Source organism: Clavibacter sp. AC415, assembly GCF_979252985.1.
The window spans coordinates 127,727-143,324 of the sequence record NZ_CEEDAR010000014.1; the positions used below are offsets into that span (position 1 = coordinate 127,727).

Below are 15,598 nucleotides of genomic sequence, written 5' to 3' on the forward strand. Positions count from 1 at the left end.
GCCCGGATCCTCCCTCAGACGCCGGGCTCCGTCGGGACCCGCACCATGCCCTCCTGGGCGACGCTCGCGAGGAGGACGCCGTCGCGCGAGTAGATGCGGCCGAGGGACAGACCCCGTCCGCCCTGGGCGCTCGTCGACTCCTGCACGTAGAGCATCCACTCGTCGGCGCGCCCGAAGCGGTGGAACCACATCGCGTGGTCGAGGCTCGCGGCCTTGACCCCGGGGTCGCCCAGGACAGGCCATGACGGCGGTAGATGGACTCGAGGATCGAGTAGTCGCTCGCGTACGCCAGCGAGGCGAGGTGCACGGCCGGGTCGTCGGGCAGCCGCCCGAGCGCGCGGATCCACACGGCCTGGTGCGCCACGCGCTCCTCGGCCGCGCCGAAGTAGACCGGCTGCTCGACGTGCCGCATGTCGAAGGGGCGGTCGTTCGCCCAGTGCGCGGCGACCGGGTGGTCGATGCGCGAGAGGACGTCGCGGGCGCTCGGCAGGGTCTCGGGCTCGGGGATGCCCTCGGGCATGGGCGCCTGGTGCTCGAGCCCCTCGTCCGCGTCCTGGAACGACGCGATCATCGAGAGGATCGGGCGGCCGTCCTGGTACGCCTGCGTGCGCCGGGTGGAGAACGAGCGTCCGTCGTGGATGCGGTCGACCGAGAAGGTGATGGGCTTGGTGACGTCCCCGGGGCGGAGGAAGTACCCGTGCATGCTGTGCGGGCGACGGTCGGCTTCGGTCGTGCGCATCGCGGCGACCAGCGACTGGGCGAGCACCTGCCCGCCGAAGACGCGGCCCATGGGCATCCACTGCGAGGGGCCCGTGGAGATGTCCTCGCTCGTGCGGGCGCCCGTGTCGGTGAGGTCGAGGGCGGTGAGCAGGCCCGCGAGCGGGCCCTCGTCCGGGATGTCGGATGCGTGGTCGGTCATGAGTCCTCCGCCTGGCGGGCCGGCCTCGGGTGACCGGGCGCCCGGCGGTTCGCCGGGGCGCATCCAGTAGCTTAGACAGGCCATGACGCCCTCCTTCGCCCTCCGGGACGCCCTCGCCCTCGGCGATCTGCAGACCTTCCTCGGCCGCTCCGCCCGCGTCGACGACGGGGCCGTGCGCCTCATCGGATCAGGGGGGAGTGCTCGCCGTCTACACGTCGGTCCTGCAGCCCGCCGGCCTCCTGGACCGCTCGCCGACCGTGCTCGGGCTGCGCACCTTCGCGGCCGAGACGCAGGCGCCCGTGGACAGCGTCGTGCCGATCCGGGCGCTGCTCGACCGCCTCGCCCGGCTGGAGGGGCCGGCGACCGGTGCCCCCGGGGAGCCGGTCGGCGTCCTCGTGCCGCCGGACACCGCGACGGCGCCGTGGGCGGGCATCTCTCCGCCGCGCGCCGGGTGGGACCGCATCGAGGACGTGTCGCCGGCCGTGCTCCGCGGCGCCGCTCGTGCGGGGATCGACGAGGTCGCCGCGGCCGTGCCGACGGGGATCGGCGAGCAGATCGTGTCGCGCGTGCGCGGCGAGGTGTGGGGGCGCGCCGTCGAGGGCGCGCCGCACGTCGTGGCGGGGGGCGCCTTCGCCGCCTACAGCCTGGGCTTCCTCGGGCCGGATCCCGTGCCGGGCACGACACCGGACGACGACGAGGCGCCCGTCGCGGTGCTGCGTTCCGGGCCGTGGATGCGGCTCACCACCTCGCGCGGGCACGTGCTCGTGCGGCGTCATCTAGCCGGTCGCTCGATCGGGACCGGATGCGGGACGCGGTCAGCTCTCGTCGAAGGTGTTGACCATGGCGTGCGCCGCGCGCTCGAGGTAGTCCCAGAGCTGCGCCTCGTGCAGGGGGGACAGGTCGAGCGTGTCGACGGCCACGCGCATGTGGGTGAGCCAGCGGTCGCGCGCGTCGGGGTTCACCCGGAACGGCATGTGCCGCATGCGCAGGCGCGGGTGGCCGCGCTCCTCGCTGTAGGTCGTCGGACCTCCCCAGTACTGCTCGAGGAAGCCCGTGAGGCGCTGGATGGCGCCCTCGAGGTCCTCCTCCGGGTACATCGCGACGAGCACGGGATCCTCCGCGACGCCCCGGTAGAACTCGCGGACGAGCTTCTCGAACGTGGGGCGGCCGCCGACGTCGCCGTAGAAGGAGCTCGCGAGCAGGTCGGCCATCAGGACTCCTCGGGCGGGGTGACGGGCGTGCGGGGCGTGCGCGGATCACGGGGCGGCTTCGCCGCGGCCGGATCCTCGGGGAGGACCGTCCAGGTTGCGGTGACCTCGTCCTCGTCGAGCTCCTCGTCGGCCGAGCGCGGGGGAGCGGCCGGCGGGGCCGGCATCATGTCCGTCGAGCGCGGATCGGGTCGGGCGCCCGCGGCCCCGCGGACGACCGGGGAGGACGATCCGGTGGCGGAGGCCCCCGGGTGCCGCTGCGTGACCTTGCGGGCGCGCTTCCGGGGTGCCGGCGCCTCCGGCTGCTGCACGGGCGTCGAGGCCGTGCGGGGAGGGTGCGCCCCGCCCACGCTCGCCGCGCTGTCGAAGCCGGTGAGGACGACGGCGGCGAGCGACGGGAGGGTCACCCCCATGGCGTCGAGGGCCGCCTTCAGACGGGTGCGGAGCTCGCGCGAGACGTCGTCGCGGGCGTTGCTGCGGGTCTTGACGACGATGCGGATGACGACCGCGGACTCGGAGATCGACTCGATGCCCCACAGTTCGGGCTTCTCGACGATGCGCGAGCGCCACTTGGGCGTGCCCGCGAGCTCCGTCGCGGTCGCGAGCATCCGCTCCTGCACGGCCCGCACGTCGGTCTCGTAGGGGACCGCCAGGTCGATGACCACGCGGGCCCAGCCCTGGGACATGTTGCCGACGCGGAGGATCTCGCCGTTGCGGACGAACCAGAGCGTCCCGTTGACGTCGCGGAGGGTCGTGATGCGGATGCCGACGGTCTCGACGACGCCCGTCGCCGGGCCCACGTCGACGACGTCGCCGACGCCGAGCTGGTCCTCGACGACCATGAACATGCCGTTGAGGATGTCCTTCACGATGTTCTGCGCGCCGAAGCCGAGGCCCGCGCCGAGGGCGGCGGTGAGGAGGGCGAGGGAGGTGAGGACGCCGGGGGCGGTGGTCTCGATGAGGAGCGACATGGCGATCACGACGATGACGACGGTCGTGATGTTGCTGAGGACGCTGCCGAGGGTCCGCGTCCGCTGCACGACGCGGACGGCCGTGAGCGGGGAGGCCTGGATCGACTGGGTGTCGTCGACGTTCTGGCGCTTCTTGACGCCCGACACGATCTGGTCGACCGTGTTGCGGATCACGACGAGCAGGATCCACCGGGCGAGGACCGCGCCGATGAGGATGGAGAGGACCTGGATGAGCGTGCCCCAGGTGGAGAAGAACGAGCCGTCGCCGCAGCACACCATGCTCAGGTCCATCGCGACGCGCTTCCGGCGGGGAGGAGGAGAGGGGAGGTCGATCCGGACGAGTGTACCGGCGGGCTCCCTGGACGATCGGGGAGCCGGGCAGGAGCGCAGCCGTCGTGGCGGACCGCCCCGCCCGACGCCCGCATCCGACGCCACGACGGGGACGCCCGCCTGCGCGGTCGTCCCCGTCGGATGGTGCGGTGGTGCGATCGGGCTACTCGGCGTCCTTCGCCTGCGCCCGGAGCGCCCGCTCCACGCCCGACAGCAGCTCGCTGACGAGGCGGCGCAGCGCCGGCGGCTCGGGGTTCGCGTCGAGCCAGGCGACGGTCGCGTCGCGGAGCTCCTCGTCGGCGAGCGGCGACGGGTAGAAGCCGCCGATGAGCGCCGCCGCGATGGCGTAGCTCCGCGACGCCCACACGCCCTGCAGCGCGTCGAAGTACGCGCCCACGAAGGGCCGGAGCAGCTCCGTGTCCGCGGCGCGACGGAAGCCGAGCCCCGTGGTGCGGACGATCGTGTTCGGCTCCGTGTCGGCCTCCCAGACCGACGCCCACGCCGCCTGCTTGCCCTCCGCCGTGGGCAGCGCCGCGCGCGCCTGCGCGGCGGACTGCGCGCCCGTCGCCGTGCGGTCGGCGGCGAGCGCCGCGTCGATCTCCGCCGTGCCCGCGCGCCCGCCCGCGACGAGCGCGGTGAGCAGCTCCCAGCGCAGGTCGGCGTCGATCTCGACGCCCTCGAGCGTCTCCGTGCCGTCGAGGAGCGCCTGCACGTGGTCCAGCTGCGCGGGCTCCGCCGCGACCTGCGCGAACGTGCGCAGGAACTGGAACTGGTTGTCGGATCCGGGCGCCGCTTGGGCGGTGAGGGCCCAGAGCTCGGTCGCCACCGTCGCCAGCAGCTCCTGACGGTGGTCCGGCGCCGAGTACGAGGACGCGGCGACCGTGAGCTGCGCGAGCGCGTAGCGGAGGGCGGTCGACTCGTCCTCGGTGGCGACGTTGTCGAGCACCAGGCGCGCGTAGTCCCGGGCGCGGATCTCACCGTCGCGCGTCGCGTCCCACACGGAGGCGAAGACGAGCGAGCGGGCCAGCGAGTCCTCGAAGGCGGCGAGGTGCCGCATCGCGACCTCGAGGGAGGCGGCGTCGAGTCGGACCTTGGCGTACGTCAGGTCGTCGTCGTTCAGCAGCACGAGCGCCGGACGCGGGCGGCCGACGAGCTCGGCGACCTCGGTGCGGTCGCCGTCGACGTCCAGCTCGAAGCGCTCGGTGCGGACCAGGTGCGCGTCGCGCAGCTCGTAGAAGCCGATGGCGAGGCGGTGCGGGCGGAGCGTCGGGTAGTCCGCCGCCGCCTCCTGCAGCACGGCGAACGACGTGATCACGCCGTCCTCGTCCGTCTGGATCTCCGGGCGCAGGGTGTTGACGCCCGAGGTCTTCAGCCACAGGTCGGTCCAGCGCTCGAGGTCGCGTCCACTCGTTCCCTCGAGCTCGGACGTGAAGTCGCGGAGCGTCGAGTTGCCGAAGGCGTGGCGCTGGAAGTACGCCGCGACGCCCGCGAGGAACTCGTCCTGGCCGACGTAGGCGACGAGCTGACGGAGGACCGAGGCGCCCTTGGCGTAGGTGATGCCGTCGAAGTTGACCTGCACGTCCTCCAGGTCGTTGATGGTGGCGTAGACGGGGTGCGTGCTCGGAAGCTGGTCCTGCGTTGTACGCCCAGGACTTCTCTCCTGCGTTGAAGGTCGTCCAGGCCCCCATCCACTCGGTGGCCTCGGCGGTGGCGAGGGTCGAGATGTAGGTGGCGAAGGACTCGTTGAGCCACAGGTCGTCCCACCACTTCATGGTCACGAGGTCGCCGAACCACATGTGCGCGAGCTCGTGCAGGATCGTCGTGACCCGGCGCTCCTTGACCGCGTCGGTCACCTTGGAGCGGAAGACGTAGCTCTCCACGAACGTGACGGCGCCCGCGTTCTCCATCGCGCCCGCGTTGAACTCGGGGACGAAGAGCTGGTCGTACTTCGGGAACGGGTAAGGGTACGCGAAGCGCTCCTCGTAGAAGCGGAAGCCCTCGCGCGTCTTGTCGAAGACGTAGTCGGCGTCGAGGTGCTCCATGAGCGACTTGCGGGCGAACACGCCGAGCGGGATGGTGCGGCCGTCGCTCGACGTCAGCTCGCTGCGGACCACGCCGTAGGGGCCCGCGATGAGCGCCGTGATGTAGCTCGACATGCGGAGCGTGGGCTCGAAGGTCCACGTGGACGCGCCGTCGGCGGCGGCCGTCGGCTCGGGCGTGGGGGAGTTCGAGACGACCTCCCAGTGCGCCGGCGCCGTGACCCGGAAGCGGAAGACGGCCTTGAGGTCCGGCTGCTCGAACACCGCGAACATGCGGCGCGAGTCCGGCACCTCGAACTGCGAGTAGAGGTACACCTCGTCGTCGACCGGGTCGACGAAGCGGTGCAGGCCCTCGCCCGTGTTCGTGTACATCGCGTCGGCGACGACCGTCAGCTCGTTCTCCTGCGCGAGGTCGTCGAGGCGGATGCGCACGCCGTCGCTCACGTCGGCCGGGTCGAGCTCGCGGCCGTTGAGCGTGACGGAGTGCACCGTGCGCGTGATGGCGTCGATGAAGGTCGACGCGCCGGCCGTCGCCGTGAAGCGCACGGTCGTCGTGGATCCGAACACCTCGGCCCCGCGGGTGAGGTCGAGCGCGACGTCGTACTCGGACACGGCGAGGAGCGCGGCGCGCTCCTCCGCCTCGACGCGGGTGAGGTTCTCTCCTGGCATGGTGCTCCTGCTCGTCCGTGAGGTGGGTGGGCCTGCGGACGCGCCTCGCGTGACGATTCACCGGGCGGTCGGGGACCGCGGGTGCCCAGGCGGAGCGGCGCCGCTTCGGAGCCGATCCTATTCCGTCGGCTGACCTAGGCTGGCGGCATGTCCGACGTTCAGAGCAGCCCCCGCACCACCGCCGTCGAGTTCTGGTTCGACCCCTCCTGCCCCTGGGCGTGGATGACCTCCCGCTGGGTCGACGAGGTCGCCCGCCACCGGGACCTCGACATCACCTGGCGCGTCATGAGCCTCGCCGTCCTCAACGAGGACAAGGCCGACGACCCGCACTTCGCCGAGTTCCTCCCGCGTGCGCTCCGCTTCACGCGCCTCGTCGCCGCGGTCGAGGCCGAGCACGGCGCCGGGCACGTCAAGCCGCTCTACGACGCGCTCGGGACGCGGATCCACCTGCAGGGGAACACCGACGCGGACGTCGTCGTCCCCGAGGTGCTCGCCGAGCTCGGCCTCCCCGCTGAGCTCGCCGAGACCAGCCGCACCGACCGCTACGACGAGCCGATGCGCGCGAGCCACTTCGACGGCATCGAGCGGGTCGGCCAGGACGTCGGCACCCCCGTGATCTCGGTCGACGGCGTCGCCTTCTTCGGCCCCGTCATCTCCCCGGCGCCGAAGGGCGAGGAGGCCGTCCGCCTGTGGGACGGCGTCGTGGCCGTCGCCGCGTACCCCGGCTTCTTCGAGATCAAGCGCTCGCGCACCGTGGGCCCCGTCTTCGACTGACCCACTCCCGTCGCGCACGCGACGAGCGGGCGCCACGCGGCGCCCGCTCGCCGCGTGACCGACCGCCCGCACCGCGGGCACGACGCCGCCCGGGCGGCAGAGAGGGATGCACCGATGCGCATCCACATCGCGACCGATCACGCGGGACTCGACTTCTCGAGGTTCCTCACCGAGCACCTGACGGCCGTCGGCCACGACGTCGTGGACCACGGGCCGGTGGCCTACGAGCCGCTCGACGACTACCCGTCGTTCTGCATCCGCGCGGCCCGCGCCGTCGTCGCCGACCAGCGCGCCGGCACGCCGGCGCTGGGCGTCGTCTTCGGCGGATCCGGCAACGGCGAGCAGATCGCGGCCAACAAGGTCGAGGGAGTGCGGGCCGCCCTCGTCTGGAACCCGTCCACCGCGGTGCTGGCGCGCCAGCACAACGACGCGAACGTGATCTCCATCGGCGCCCGGCAGCACACCGTCGAGGAGGCCACGGCCTTCATCGACGCGTTCATCGCCGAGCCGTTCTCCGCCGAGAAGCGCCACGCGCGCCGCATCGCGCAGCTCGCCGAGTACGAGACGACGGGAGCCATCGCCGGCCACCCCGTCACCGACTAGGCCGCCGTGCCCGAGGGGCATTCGATCCACCGGATCGCGAAGCAGTTCGAGGCGCACTTCGTCGGCGATGCGGTGCAGGCGTCGTCGCCGCAGGGCCGATTCGCGGAGGGCGCCGCCGTGCTCGACGGGCGGCGGCTCCTCGGCGCGAAGGCCGTCGGCAAGCAGATGTTCCTCGAGTTCGACGGCGGGGTGTGGCTCCGCGTGCACCTCGGGCTCTACGGTGCATGGGACTTCGCCGGCGACGTGTCGACGCTGAACCGGATGGGACAGAACGGCATGCGCGGCGACGTGCCGGTCGACGAGCGCGTCGACGACGCGCCCGTGGACACGGCCGCCGAGGACTCCCTCGCCAGCATCGGGGCACCCCGTCGCGCACGCCTCCGCATGGCCGAGCAGGAGAAGGTGCACGACCCGTTCTCCTCGGAGGCGTGGCCGCCGGAGCCCGTGGGCCAGGTGCGCGTGCGCCTGCTCACGGAGCACGCCGTGGCGGACCTCCGCGGCCCCACCGCATGCGTGGTCGCGGACGCCGAGGAGGTGCAGCAGGCCATCGACAAGCTCGGGCCGGATCCGCTCGTCGAGGGCGGCAAGCGCTCCGAGGACCGGTTCACGGCCACGGTGCGCAAGAAGCCCACCGCCATCGGGCTGCTGCTCATGGACCAGGCCGTCGTCAGCGGCATCGGCAACGTCTACCGGGCCGAGCTGCTGTTCCGGGCGCGGCAGAACCCGCACACCCCGGGGCGCGATGTGCCCGAGGACGTCGTGCGCGGTCTCTGGAAGGACTGGTCGAAGCTGCTCCGCAAGGGCGTCGAGGTGGGGCAGATGATGACCATGGACGGGTTGCGCGGCAAGAGGCTCGACGCGGCGCTCCGCAACCGGGCCGACCGCCACTGGGTGTACCACCGCGAGGGCCTGCCGTGCCGCGTGCGCGGCACGAACATCGTGATGGAGGAGGCTGCGGGGCGGAAGCTCTACTGGTGCCCGTACTGCCAGGCCTGATGCGCGGGGCGTGACGGTGCATCGTCCCCGAGGCTGCGGGCGCTGGACGGCCCGAGGCGCGCTCCTCGCGCGGGGATGACGAGAGGGGCCCGGATCCTGCTGGATCCGGCCCCGTCCGTCGGCGCGTGCCGGTCGGCCGGCTACTCGCTGATGTGCGCGAACAGGAACCAGCGGTCCTTCTCGAGACCGCGGGCGATCTCGATGGCCACGTCCTGACTGTTGACGTCGATCTCCCCGAGCTCCTGGACCGCGCGGTTGACGAGCTCCATGGTCGCGTCGATCTGCGCGATGACCTCGGCGATGGTCGCGCTCGACTGGCGGAAGCCGGGCGTGAGCGGAGCCGTGGTGGTCGAGGCGGCCACCGTCTCGATGCGGGCGTCGATGGGGAGGCCGAGGGCGACGACCCGCTCGGCGGCCGTGTCGGCCCAGTCCTGCGCGTGGGAGACGAGGACGTCGAGGAACTCGTGGACGCCGATGAAGTTGGCGCCGCGGACGTGCCAGTGCGCCTGCTTGCCGTTGACGGCGAGGGCCTGGAGGTTGACGACGACGGGGCTCAGGAACTGCGCGACGCCGGCGGCGACGTCGGCCGAGGCGGAGCTGGTGGGGACGTGGACGGTGTCGGTCATGGGTTCTCCTCGAACGTGGACGGGTCTGCGGGCTGCGGACGGTGACCTCAATCTCGCGCACCTCGTCGAGCGCCGCAAGCAAGCTGAGGCATCGCTTACCGGGACGCGTGGGCTCCCGGCGACCCGCTCAGCGCAGGGCGGAGACGCGAGCCGCGACCTCGCGGAGGTCGCGGATCCGCCGCTCGTAGCGGGCGGCCACCGCGATGAGCACGACGCCGCCGATGCCCGCCCAGGCCCACCACGGCACCGTCGCCGACGCGTCGCGGATCCACGGCCAGAGCTGGGCGATCGCGTGGACGAGCAGCACAGCGCCGCCGATGAGGAAGGGGGCTCGCAGACGCCGCGCCGCTCCGACGAGGAGCACCGCGAGCGCCACGACGCCGAGTGCGACGATCCTCCAGGCGGGGAGGGGCCGAGGTCGGCCAGCAGCGGCGGCACCATCAGGACGAGGAGCCCGGGTGCCAGATGGCGCATGCTGCCCGCCGTCGGGTCGTCTGCCATCCGCCGAGTGCCGACCGCGATGAGGGCCAGGGCGACGGGCACCGTGACCCATTCGACCGGATCCGCGGCACCGGTGCCGGCGAGGACGGCGGCCGCGAGCACGGCCGCGACGAGGGCGGAGACCGCGACCAGCGGGTCGACGAAGCGGGCCCCGCCGCGAGGGTCGAGGCTCCGGGGTGGACCGGTGCTCGGCGGGGCCGGCCGCCGCGTCGCTGACGGGGTCGTCGCCGTCGCCATGGTCGCCGCCCTCGACGTGCGGGGCCCGGGCACCGCTACCCGCCGCCGCGACGTGGAGGAGGGCGACGAGGGCGACGAGGACCGCGGATCGCGCGGTCGTGCCGGGGAGGGCGGCAGCGTGCCCGACGATGACCGCGACGGTGCCGACGATCGTGACGCCCGCGAGCGCCGCGAGTGCCAGTGCGCGTGGCGCGACGGCCAGGACGGCGACGAGGGCGCCGCCGGGGACCGCGGCGACGGGTGCGGACGGCCCGGCTGTCGAGGGCGCGGCTGCCGACGGGGTCGGAGTCGCCGGCGCGTCGTGGCGCGACGCACGCGGAGGCGCCTCCGCCCCCGTGCCCAGGAGCGCGACCGCCAGGATCAGCACGACGCCGCTCGACAGCGACCAGAGGTCCGTGCGTCCCGGGGTGGCGGGCGCGTCGGCCAGCAGCTGCGCGAGGGGGCGGCCGAGGCCGACGAGGAGCACGGCGAGGGCCGCCGGGGCCGCCGTCGCGACGAGGAGCGACCTGCGAGCGCGATCGGATGGAGCTGAGCCGGCGGTGCGCTCGGGCGTCGGCGAAGGCGCGGCCGACCGGCCGAGTGCGGCGCAGGCGAGGATCAGGCAGGCTCCGGCGGCGCCGCCGAGGACGAGGCCGCGCACGGGCCCGCCCTCCCAGGACGCCACCGCGGTCGGCACGGCCGCCAGGAGGAGGGCGGCGAGGAGCAGCGGCGCGCCGCTCCCGGTGCGGCGCGACCCGTCCGGGCCGGCACGGAGGGACGACAGCGGGCCCCGCTCGAGAGCGGCGGCGACGAGCAGCAGGACCCCGGCCGGCGGGAGGACGTACGGCTCGACCGATCCGACGTCCCCGCGGGCGAGCGCGACCCAGAGGGCGGCCGAACCGAGGACGAGGGCACCCCAGCCCAGCCTGCGGCGACCCGCGGACCGCGGATCGAGGGACGTGATCAGCACGGCGCTCGCCGCGAGGAGCAGGGCGAGCGGGAGACCCGGCGCGTCCACCACGGCGGTCGCGGAGACGGCGACCAGCACGAGCACGCCCACGGCCGCGTCCGCCGCGTACCCCGCCGGGCGCTGGACCCGACGGGAGCCGCCGGCTTCCGCGGTCCGGGCGCCCAGGCGCGCCGCGGCGCCGACGGCGGCGATGAGGACCGCGGTCACGACCGGCACCGCGACCGCCCCGGTGTCCGCCGCGGGGGACGCCGATCGCCACGACGCGAGGGCGACGACGACCGCTGCGACGTGGGCCACGGCCGTCACGACGTCGAGGACCCGACGATGCGCCGTGCGGATCGCGAGGAGGGCGCCGGCGCAGGACACCAGGAGGACGGCTGCGGCGAGGGGTCGCGTCACGCCCTGGTCGGGCCGGACGGAGAGGACCATCACCAGCGCCGTGAGGGCGGGGACCACCGCGATCGCGGCCCCGGCGATGAGGCTGTCGACGGCGTCCCGGGCGGCCCGCAGGACGAGGGCGCCCGTCGCCACCAGGAGCGCGCACGTGACCACGAGCTGCGCGTCGACGGCCCATGTGCGCTCGACCGGCGCTGCCGCCAAGCGGATCGCACGGGTGGCGCCGAGGGCGAGGAGCCCGCAGACCGCCGCCGACGACCGTCGCGCGGAGGAGCGGGCGGACGGCGGAGGGGACCCGGCGGAGTCCCGCGGCGGCGGACAGTGCGAGCGCGGCCAGCACCGCGGTGGCGATGAGCGGCCGGAAGACGTCGTCCGCGCGTCCGGCGGGCGCCAGGGGGAGGGCGGCCGTGAGGATCCCCGCGAGCACCAGTGAGGTGACACCCCGTCGCACCCGCGGACCGTGCGCGTCGGCCTCGGGCCGGTCCACGCGGAGCGCTGCCCAATGCAGCAGGGCCGCGACGGCGAGGAGCGTCCCGGCGATCGGCAGGACGTAGGCCTCGACGAGGCGGACGTCCGTCGCCAGGAGGCGCGACCACAGTGCGGCGATCCCCAGGCCGAGGGCCGTCCACGCCCAGATGCGCCGCGCGCTGCGGGAGAGGAGGAGGCCGTCGGCGGCGGTCGAGAGGACGAGGGAGGCGACCGCCAGGACGACGAGCGGGATCCACACCCGGTCCTCTCGTCCGCCGAGGGCCCCGCCGACGACCGCGATGGGGAGCGCCGCGGCGCCCACTGCGACCGAGCCGGCGTCCAGGGCCACGCGCAGCGCCCGGGACGCGCGGAGGTAGGCGAGGCGCCCTGCCGCGATCACCACGAGGGCGACAGCGGCGGGGAGGATGCCGGAGGTCAGCCCGCGCGACGGCAGCAGGACGGCGACCGTGATCACGACGGCGAGGCCCACCGGCGCTGTCGGCGCAGCCGTCGCCGACCTCGTCGGCCGCTCCCGGGTGATCCGGCTGCGCGGACCGGGGGATCGAGGCGACGGGATGGCGGCCGGGACTCCAGCGGGCGCGTCCTCAGCGGGCGCGTCCTCGGCGGGCGCGGCCCCGACCCCGAGCCCGGCGACGATCGGTCGCTGCCCGGAGCCCAGGGGCTCGAGGAGCTCGACGACTTCGCCGGGGGTGCGCTCGGGACGCGGCGGGAGGGGGCGGAGCCCGACACCCCCGGCTGTCCATGCGACGAGTCCGGCGGCGAGGAGCACCTGCGCTGCCACGGGCCAGGCGGGCGCGGAGGTCAGGCGCCCGCCCGCGCCGTCGGCTCCCGCCAGCATCACGAGGAGGGACGCGACCAGCCCGGGGAGGAGCGACGTGACGAGCACCAGGCTCCGCCGCGCCCCGGGCGCGGAGCGGAGGAGACCGGCGACGAGGACGAGGGCACCGGACGTCGCGAGCACGAGGACCACGGGATCGGACGCATCTCCGAAGGTCGCGGAGGGGGGAGGTCCGCCGATGACGCCGGCGTGGCGCAAGGACGGCGCCAGGGCCGCGACGGAGAGCAGGGTGCCCGCCGCCGCGACGACGGTGGCGCCGCCACGAGCCACGGCGCTGCCCCCGGTGCGGGCGACGACGGCGAGGAGCCCCAGGAGGACGGGGGTGGCTGCCCACCAGGTGGGTGCGCTGCCCCATGAGGCGAGCCAGCCCGCTGCGGCGGCGGCGATGCCGAGCGCGCTCACGGGAGCGGAACGGGCACCGAGGAGGACGCGGGCGCCGGCGGTCGACCCCGGCTCCGGCGCGGGGACGGTGCCGTCGGCATGCGCGGTGGACAGGTCGCTGCGGGCTGGGGCCGCCTCGGTCCGGATCCCGAGCGCCACCACGGCGGCCGCCACGAGGACGTACAGGGCCACGACCGCGGCGAGCGGGCCGATGGCTGGGATCGCGACCACCACCACGACCGCGCCCGACCAGGCGAGGGCGCCGCGTCGCGCAGCCAGCCGACGCCCGAGGACGGAGGCGCCGAGCACGAGGAGCCAGGCCGCGACGACGCCGAGGACCGCGGCCCTGCCGTCGGCCGCCGCCCCGAGGGCGCCGGTCTCCCGCGCCAGCTCCCGCACCGGGTCGCTGCCGGGTTCGAGCGCCCACGGGGGCACGCCGGCGACCATCGCCGCGGCGGCACCGCCCGCCGCGGTCAGGGCTACGGGCAGCGCGGCGACGATCGCGACCACGCCCGCGGCCGACCGGCCGACACGGGCGGACGCGGCGTGCAGGGGCGCCGTCAGACGCCCGGCGGCCACGTCGAGCACCGCGACGACCAGGACGGCGGCGACCAGCTGTCCGCAGAGCGTCAAGAGGGCCGGACCGCCGGTGACGGCCGTGACCGGGACGGCCATCGCGGCACCGGCGCCGGCGACCACGGAGGCGATGATGCGCAGCGGCCGCGTGCCCCAGGTCGTGGCCGCCGGGGAGTGCGGGCGGCGACGTCGTCGTCGCCGCCTTCGCGGTCGCCGTGATCGGCGGTCGTGACGGCGGGCGTGCTGGACGACAGGAGCGCGGCGTGCACGGCCGCCGCGGTCGCCGCGAGGAGGAGGGGGACGGCCGGGACCGCGCCCGGGTCGGCGGCGCTCGCCGCTCCGGCGAGGAGAGCCCCGGCCGCGGTGGCGACGCCGACGACACGGAGCACGAGCCGCTCCCACGAGGAGGGCGACCACCAGCCGCGCGCCTGGGGCAGCGCGTGCAGGAGCGACACGGCGGAGGCGAAGGCGAGCGCCAGCGCGGTGCGCGTGGCCGGATCGAGGGAGGAGGCGGAGGCCGCCAGCAGCCCGGCGGCGACGGGGAGACCGGCCCAACCCGCCAACCCGATCGCGCGGACCCGCAGCAGCGGGCGGAGCGCGAGGAGGACCGCCGAGGCGACCAGGGTGCCGACGCCGAAGTAGCGGAACGGATCCGCGGATCCCGCCCCGGCGAGGTCGTACGCCCGCACCGCCCAGACGTCGAGGTGGAGGAGGACGACGCCGACGACGCCCACCGCCTCCGCCGTCCCGGCCAGCCGTCGCCGCGCGAGGACCGCGGACGCGGCGAAGGCGGCGACGGTCACGGCGCCGGTGATGGCCGCGCGCACGAGGAGCCCGTAGGTGACGAAGGCGTAGACGACGTAGAACACGGCGGCCACGGAGAGCAGCACGACGCCGATGCTCAGCATCACGACCGGCACGCTCAACCGGCGGCGCGGGGCGGCCGGCGCGGGACGAGAGGCGGGAGGCACAGCGGCGGGAGGCACAGCGGCGGGAGGCACAGCGGCGGGAGGCACAGCGGCGGCGGGCTCCGCCGACCCGGGGAGCGTCGCCGCCGAGCGGGCCGGATCCGCCGGCGGTGCCCAGCCCGGCGTGGGCGGCACGGCTCGAGGAAGGGCGATGCCGGCGGCCGTCGACGGGGAGACCGCCCCCGCGGCTTCGGTGCGCGCCGTCTCCGCGGTGCGCGCAGCGCGGTGAGCCTCCGCGGTGCGTGCGGCCGCCCAGTCGCGCATGGAGCCGAGCAGCCGCGTGCGGTCGTCGACGAGCCGGACGATGTCCGCGGAGACGCGGAGGACCTCGGCGGCCCCGGGCGCCCGGACGTCGAGGCCGCACCTGGCGCAGACCAGGGCGCCGAGCGGGGCGAAGCAGGAGGGGCACAGGTCCGTGCGGTTGAGATGCTCGGCGCGAACCGGCCAGGAGGCTCCGGCACGAGGTGCCGCGCCGTCGTCCGCATCCGTCCGAGGGCCGGTTCCCGCGTCATCCGTGACCATGTACGCCCCCTGCGCTCGCTCGGGCGGATCCGCGCATCCACCCGCCGCTCAGGACGCTATCGGCAACCCGGCCCGCCGTGAGGGCCGGGACCCCGAACGGGGGCCCGTCGCGAGGGGCGGCATGTGGGGAGGGGCGGTGGATGCGGCCGCCGGCCGCCCACCGGCGTCGGACGCAGGCAGGGCGGGGAGACCGCGGGCACGCGCGGGGAGTAGGGACCGGGAGAGGGGATGACGGGAATCGAACCCGCGTGATCAGTTTGGAAGACTGAGGCTCTACCATTGAGCTACATCCCCGCGATGCCGGTGCCGCCGCCCCCGAGGGGCCGCACGCCGGATGCGCGGGGTCCAGCGTAGCGCAGCCTCCCGCCGCCGGTGACCAGCGCCCGGCACGAGTCGGATAGGCTGTGCCACGGTCGGATCGGCTTCCGCGCGCCTGCACGTCGAGGTGCACGGTGCCCGCGCCGACCGAGGGAATGCGTGGCAGCCGGGGCGTAGCGTAGTGGCTAGCGCGTCCGCTTTGGGAGCGGAAGACCGCAGGTTCGAGTCCTGTCGCCCCGACCACATCCCCGACGACGAAATGCCGTCTCAGCCGAGGCGCGTACCGCG

General features: G+C 74.9%; 8 protein-coding genes, 2 tRNA genes and 4 pseudogenes. 5 read left to right on the forward strand and 9 right to left on the reverse strand.

Annotated features, from left to right (window positions below; all coding sequences use genetic code 11):
• Nucleotides 1–14: 14 nt before the first annotated feature.
• Nucleotides 15–919: pseudogene (locus ACZ411_RS05410) on the reverse strand (acyl-CoA thioesterase).
• 82 nt (nt 920–1,001) lie between these two features.
• On the opposite strand from ACZ411_RS05410, the pseudogene ACZ411_RS05415 reads away from it, so the two are divergent.
• A pseudogene (locus tag ACZ411_RS05415) lies at nt 1,002–1,692 on the forward strand (DUF8185 domain-containing protein); the annotation flags it as partial.
• A 42-nt stretch (nt 1,693–1,734) separates the two neighbouring features.
• On the opposite strand, the gene ACZ411_RS05420 reads toward ACZ411_RS05415, so the two are convergent.
• The 3 genes and pseudogenes from ACZ411_RS05420 to pepN all read right to left on the reverse strand — a co-directional run bounded on the left by ACZ411_RS05420 (nt 1,735) and on the right by pepN (nt 6,136).
• On the reverse strand, nt 1,735–2,130 hold the full coding sequence (locus ACZ411_RS05420) for a globin (protein ID WP_464169059.1): 396 nt from the start codon (nt 2,128–2,130) through the stop codon (nt 1,735–1,737).
• The gene (locus ACZ411_RS05425) at nt 2,130–3,389 is read right to left on the reverse strand and encodes a mechanosensitive ion channel family protein (protein ID WP_464169061.1); all 1,260 of its coding nucleotides are present in this window, start codon (nt 3,387–3,389) and stop codon (nt 2,130–2,132) included. Before ACZ411_RS05425 ends, ACZ411_RS05420 begins: the two co-directional genes overlap by 1 nt.
• A 202-nt stretch (nt 3,390–3,591) precedes the next feature.
• A pseudogene (gene pepN, locus ACZ411_RS05430) lies at nt 3,592–6,136 on the reverse strand (aminopeptidase N).
• Nucleotides 6,137–6,283: 147 nt separating this feature from the next.
• On the opposite strand from pepN, the gene ACZ411_RS05435 reads away from it, so the two are divergent.
• From ACZ411_RS05435 to ACZ411_RS05445, 3 genes are all read left to right on the forward strand, one after another.
• On the forward strand, nt 6,284–6,910 hold the full coding sequence (locus tag ACZ411_RS05435; protein WP_464169063.1) for a mycothiol-dependent nitroreductase Rv2466c family protein: 627 nt from the start codon (nt 6,284–6,286) through the stop codon (nt 6,908–6,910).
• Nucleotides 6,911–7,024: 114 nt separating this feature from the next.
• Nucleotides 7,025–7,513, forward strand: a complete 489-nt coding sequence (locus tag ACZ411_RS05440) for a ribose-5-phosphate isomerase (RefSeq protein WP_464169065.1) — start codon at nt 7,025–7,027, stop codon at nt 7,511–7,513.
• Nucleotides 7,514–7,519: 6 nt separating this feature from the next.
• Nucleotides 7,520–8,509 (forward strand): Fpg/Nei family DNA glycosylase, encoded by a 990-nt coding sequence (locus ACZ411_RS05445; RefSeq protein WP_464169067.1) that lies wholly within the window; start codon nt 7,520–7,522, stop codon nt 8,507–8,509.
• A 140-nt stretch (nt 8,510–8,649) separates the two neighbouring features.
• Here ACZ411_RS05445 and ACZ411_RS05450 read toward each other — a convergent pair whose 3' ends face one another.
• The 5 genes and pseudogenes from ACZ411_RS05450 to ACZ411_RS05470 all read right to left on the reverse strand — a co-directional run bounded on the left by ACZ411_RS05450 (nt 8,650) and on the right by ACZ411_RS05470 (nt 15,286).
• The gene (locus tag ACZ411_RS05450) at nt 8,650–9,135 is read right to left on the reverse strand and encodes a Dps family protein (RefSeq protein ID WP_094115690.1); all 486 of its coding nucleotides are present in this window, start codon (nt 9,133–9,135) and stop codon (nt 8,650–8,652) included.
• A gap of 127 nt (nt 9,136–9,262) precedes the next feature.
• On the reverse strand, nt 9,263–9,688 hold the full coding sequence (locus ACZ411_RS05455) for an SCO7613 C-terminal domain-containing membrane protein (RefSeq protein WP_464169267.1): 426 nt from the start codon (nt 9,686–9,688) through the stop codon (nt 9,263–9,265).
• Nucleotides 9,607–9,873 (reverse strand): annotated as a pseudogene (locus ACZ411_RS05460) (hypothetical protein); the annotation flags it as partial. The gene ACZ411_RS05455 and the pseudogene ACZ411_RS05460, both read right to left, overlap by 82 nt.
• 3,682 nt (nt 9,874–13,555) lie before the next feature.
• Nucleotides 13,556–14,413 (reverse strand): hypothetical protein, encoded by an 858-nt coding sequence (locus ACZ411_RS05465; RefSeq protein ID WP_464169069.1) that lies wholly within the window; start codon nt 14,411–14,413, stop codon nt 13,556–13,558.
• An 802-nt stretch (nt 14,414–15,215) separates the two neighbouring features.
• Nucleotides 15,216–15,286, reverse strand: a tRNA-Gly gene (locus tag ACZ411_RS05470).
• Between the two features lie 191 nt (nt 15,287–15,477).
• Between ACZ411_RS05470 and ACZ411_RS05475 the strand changes: the two genes are divergently transcribed.
• Nucleotides 15,478–15,553 (forward strand) — tRNA-Pro (locus ACZ411_RS05475).
• Nucleotides 15,554–15,598: the final 45 nt, after the last annotated feature.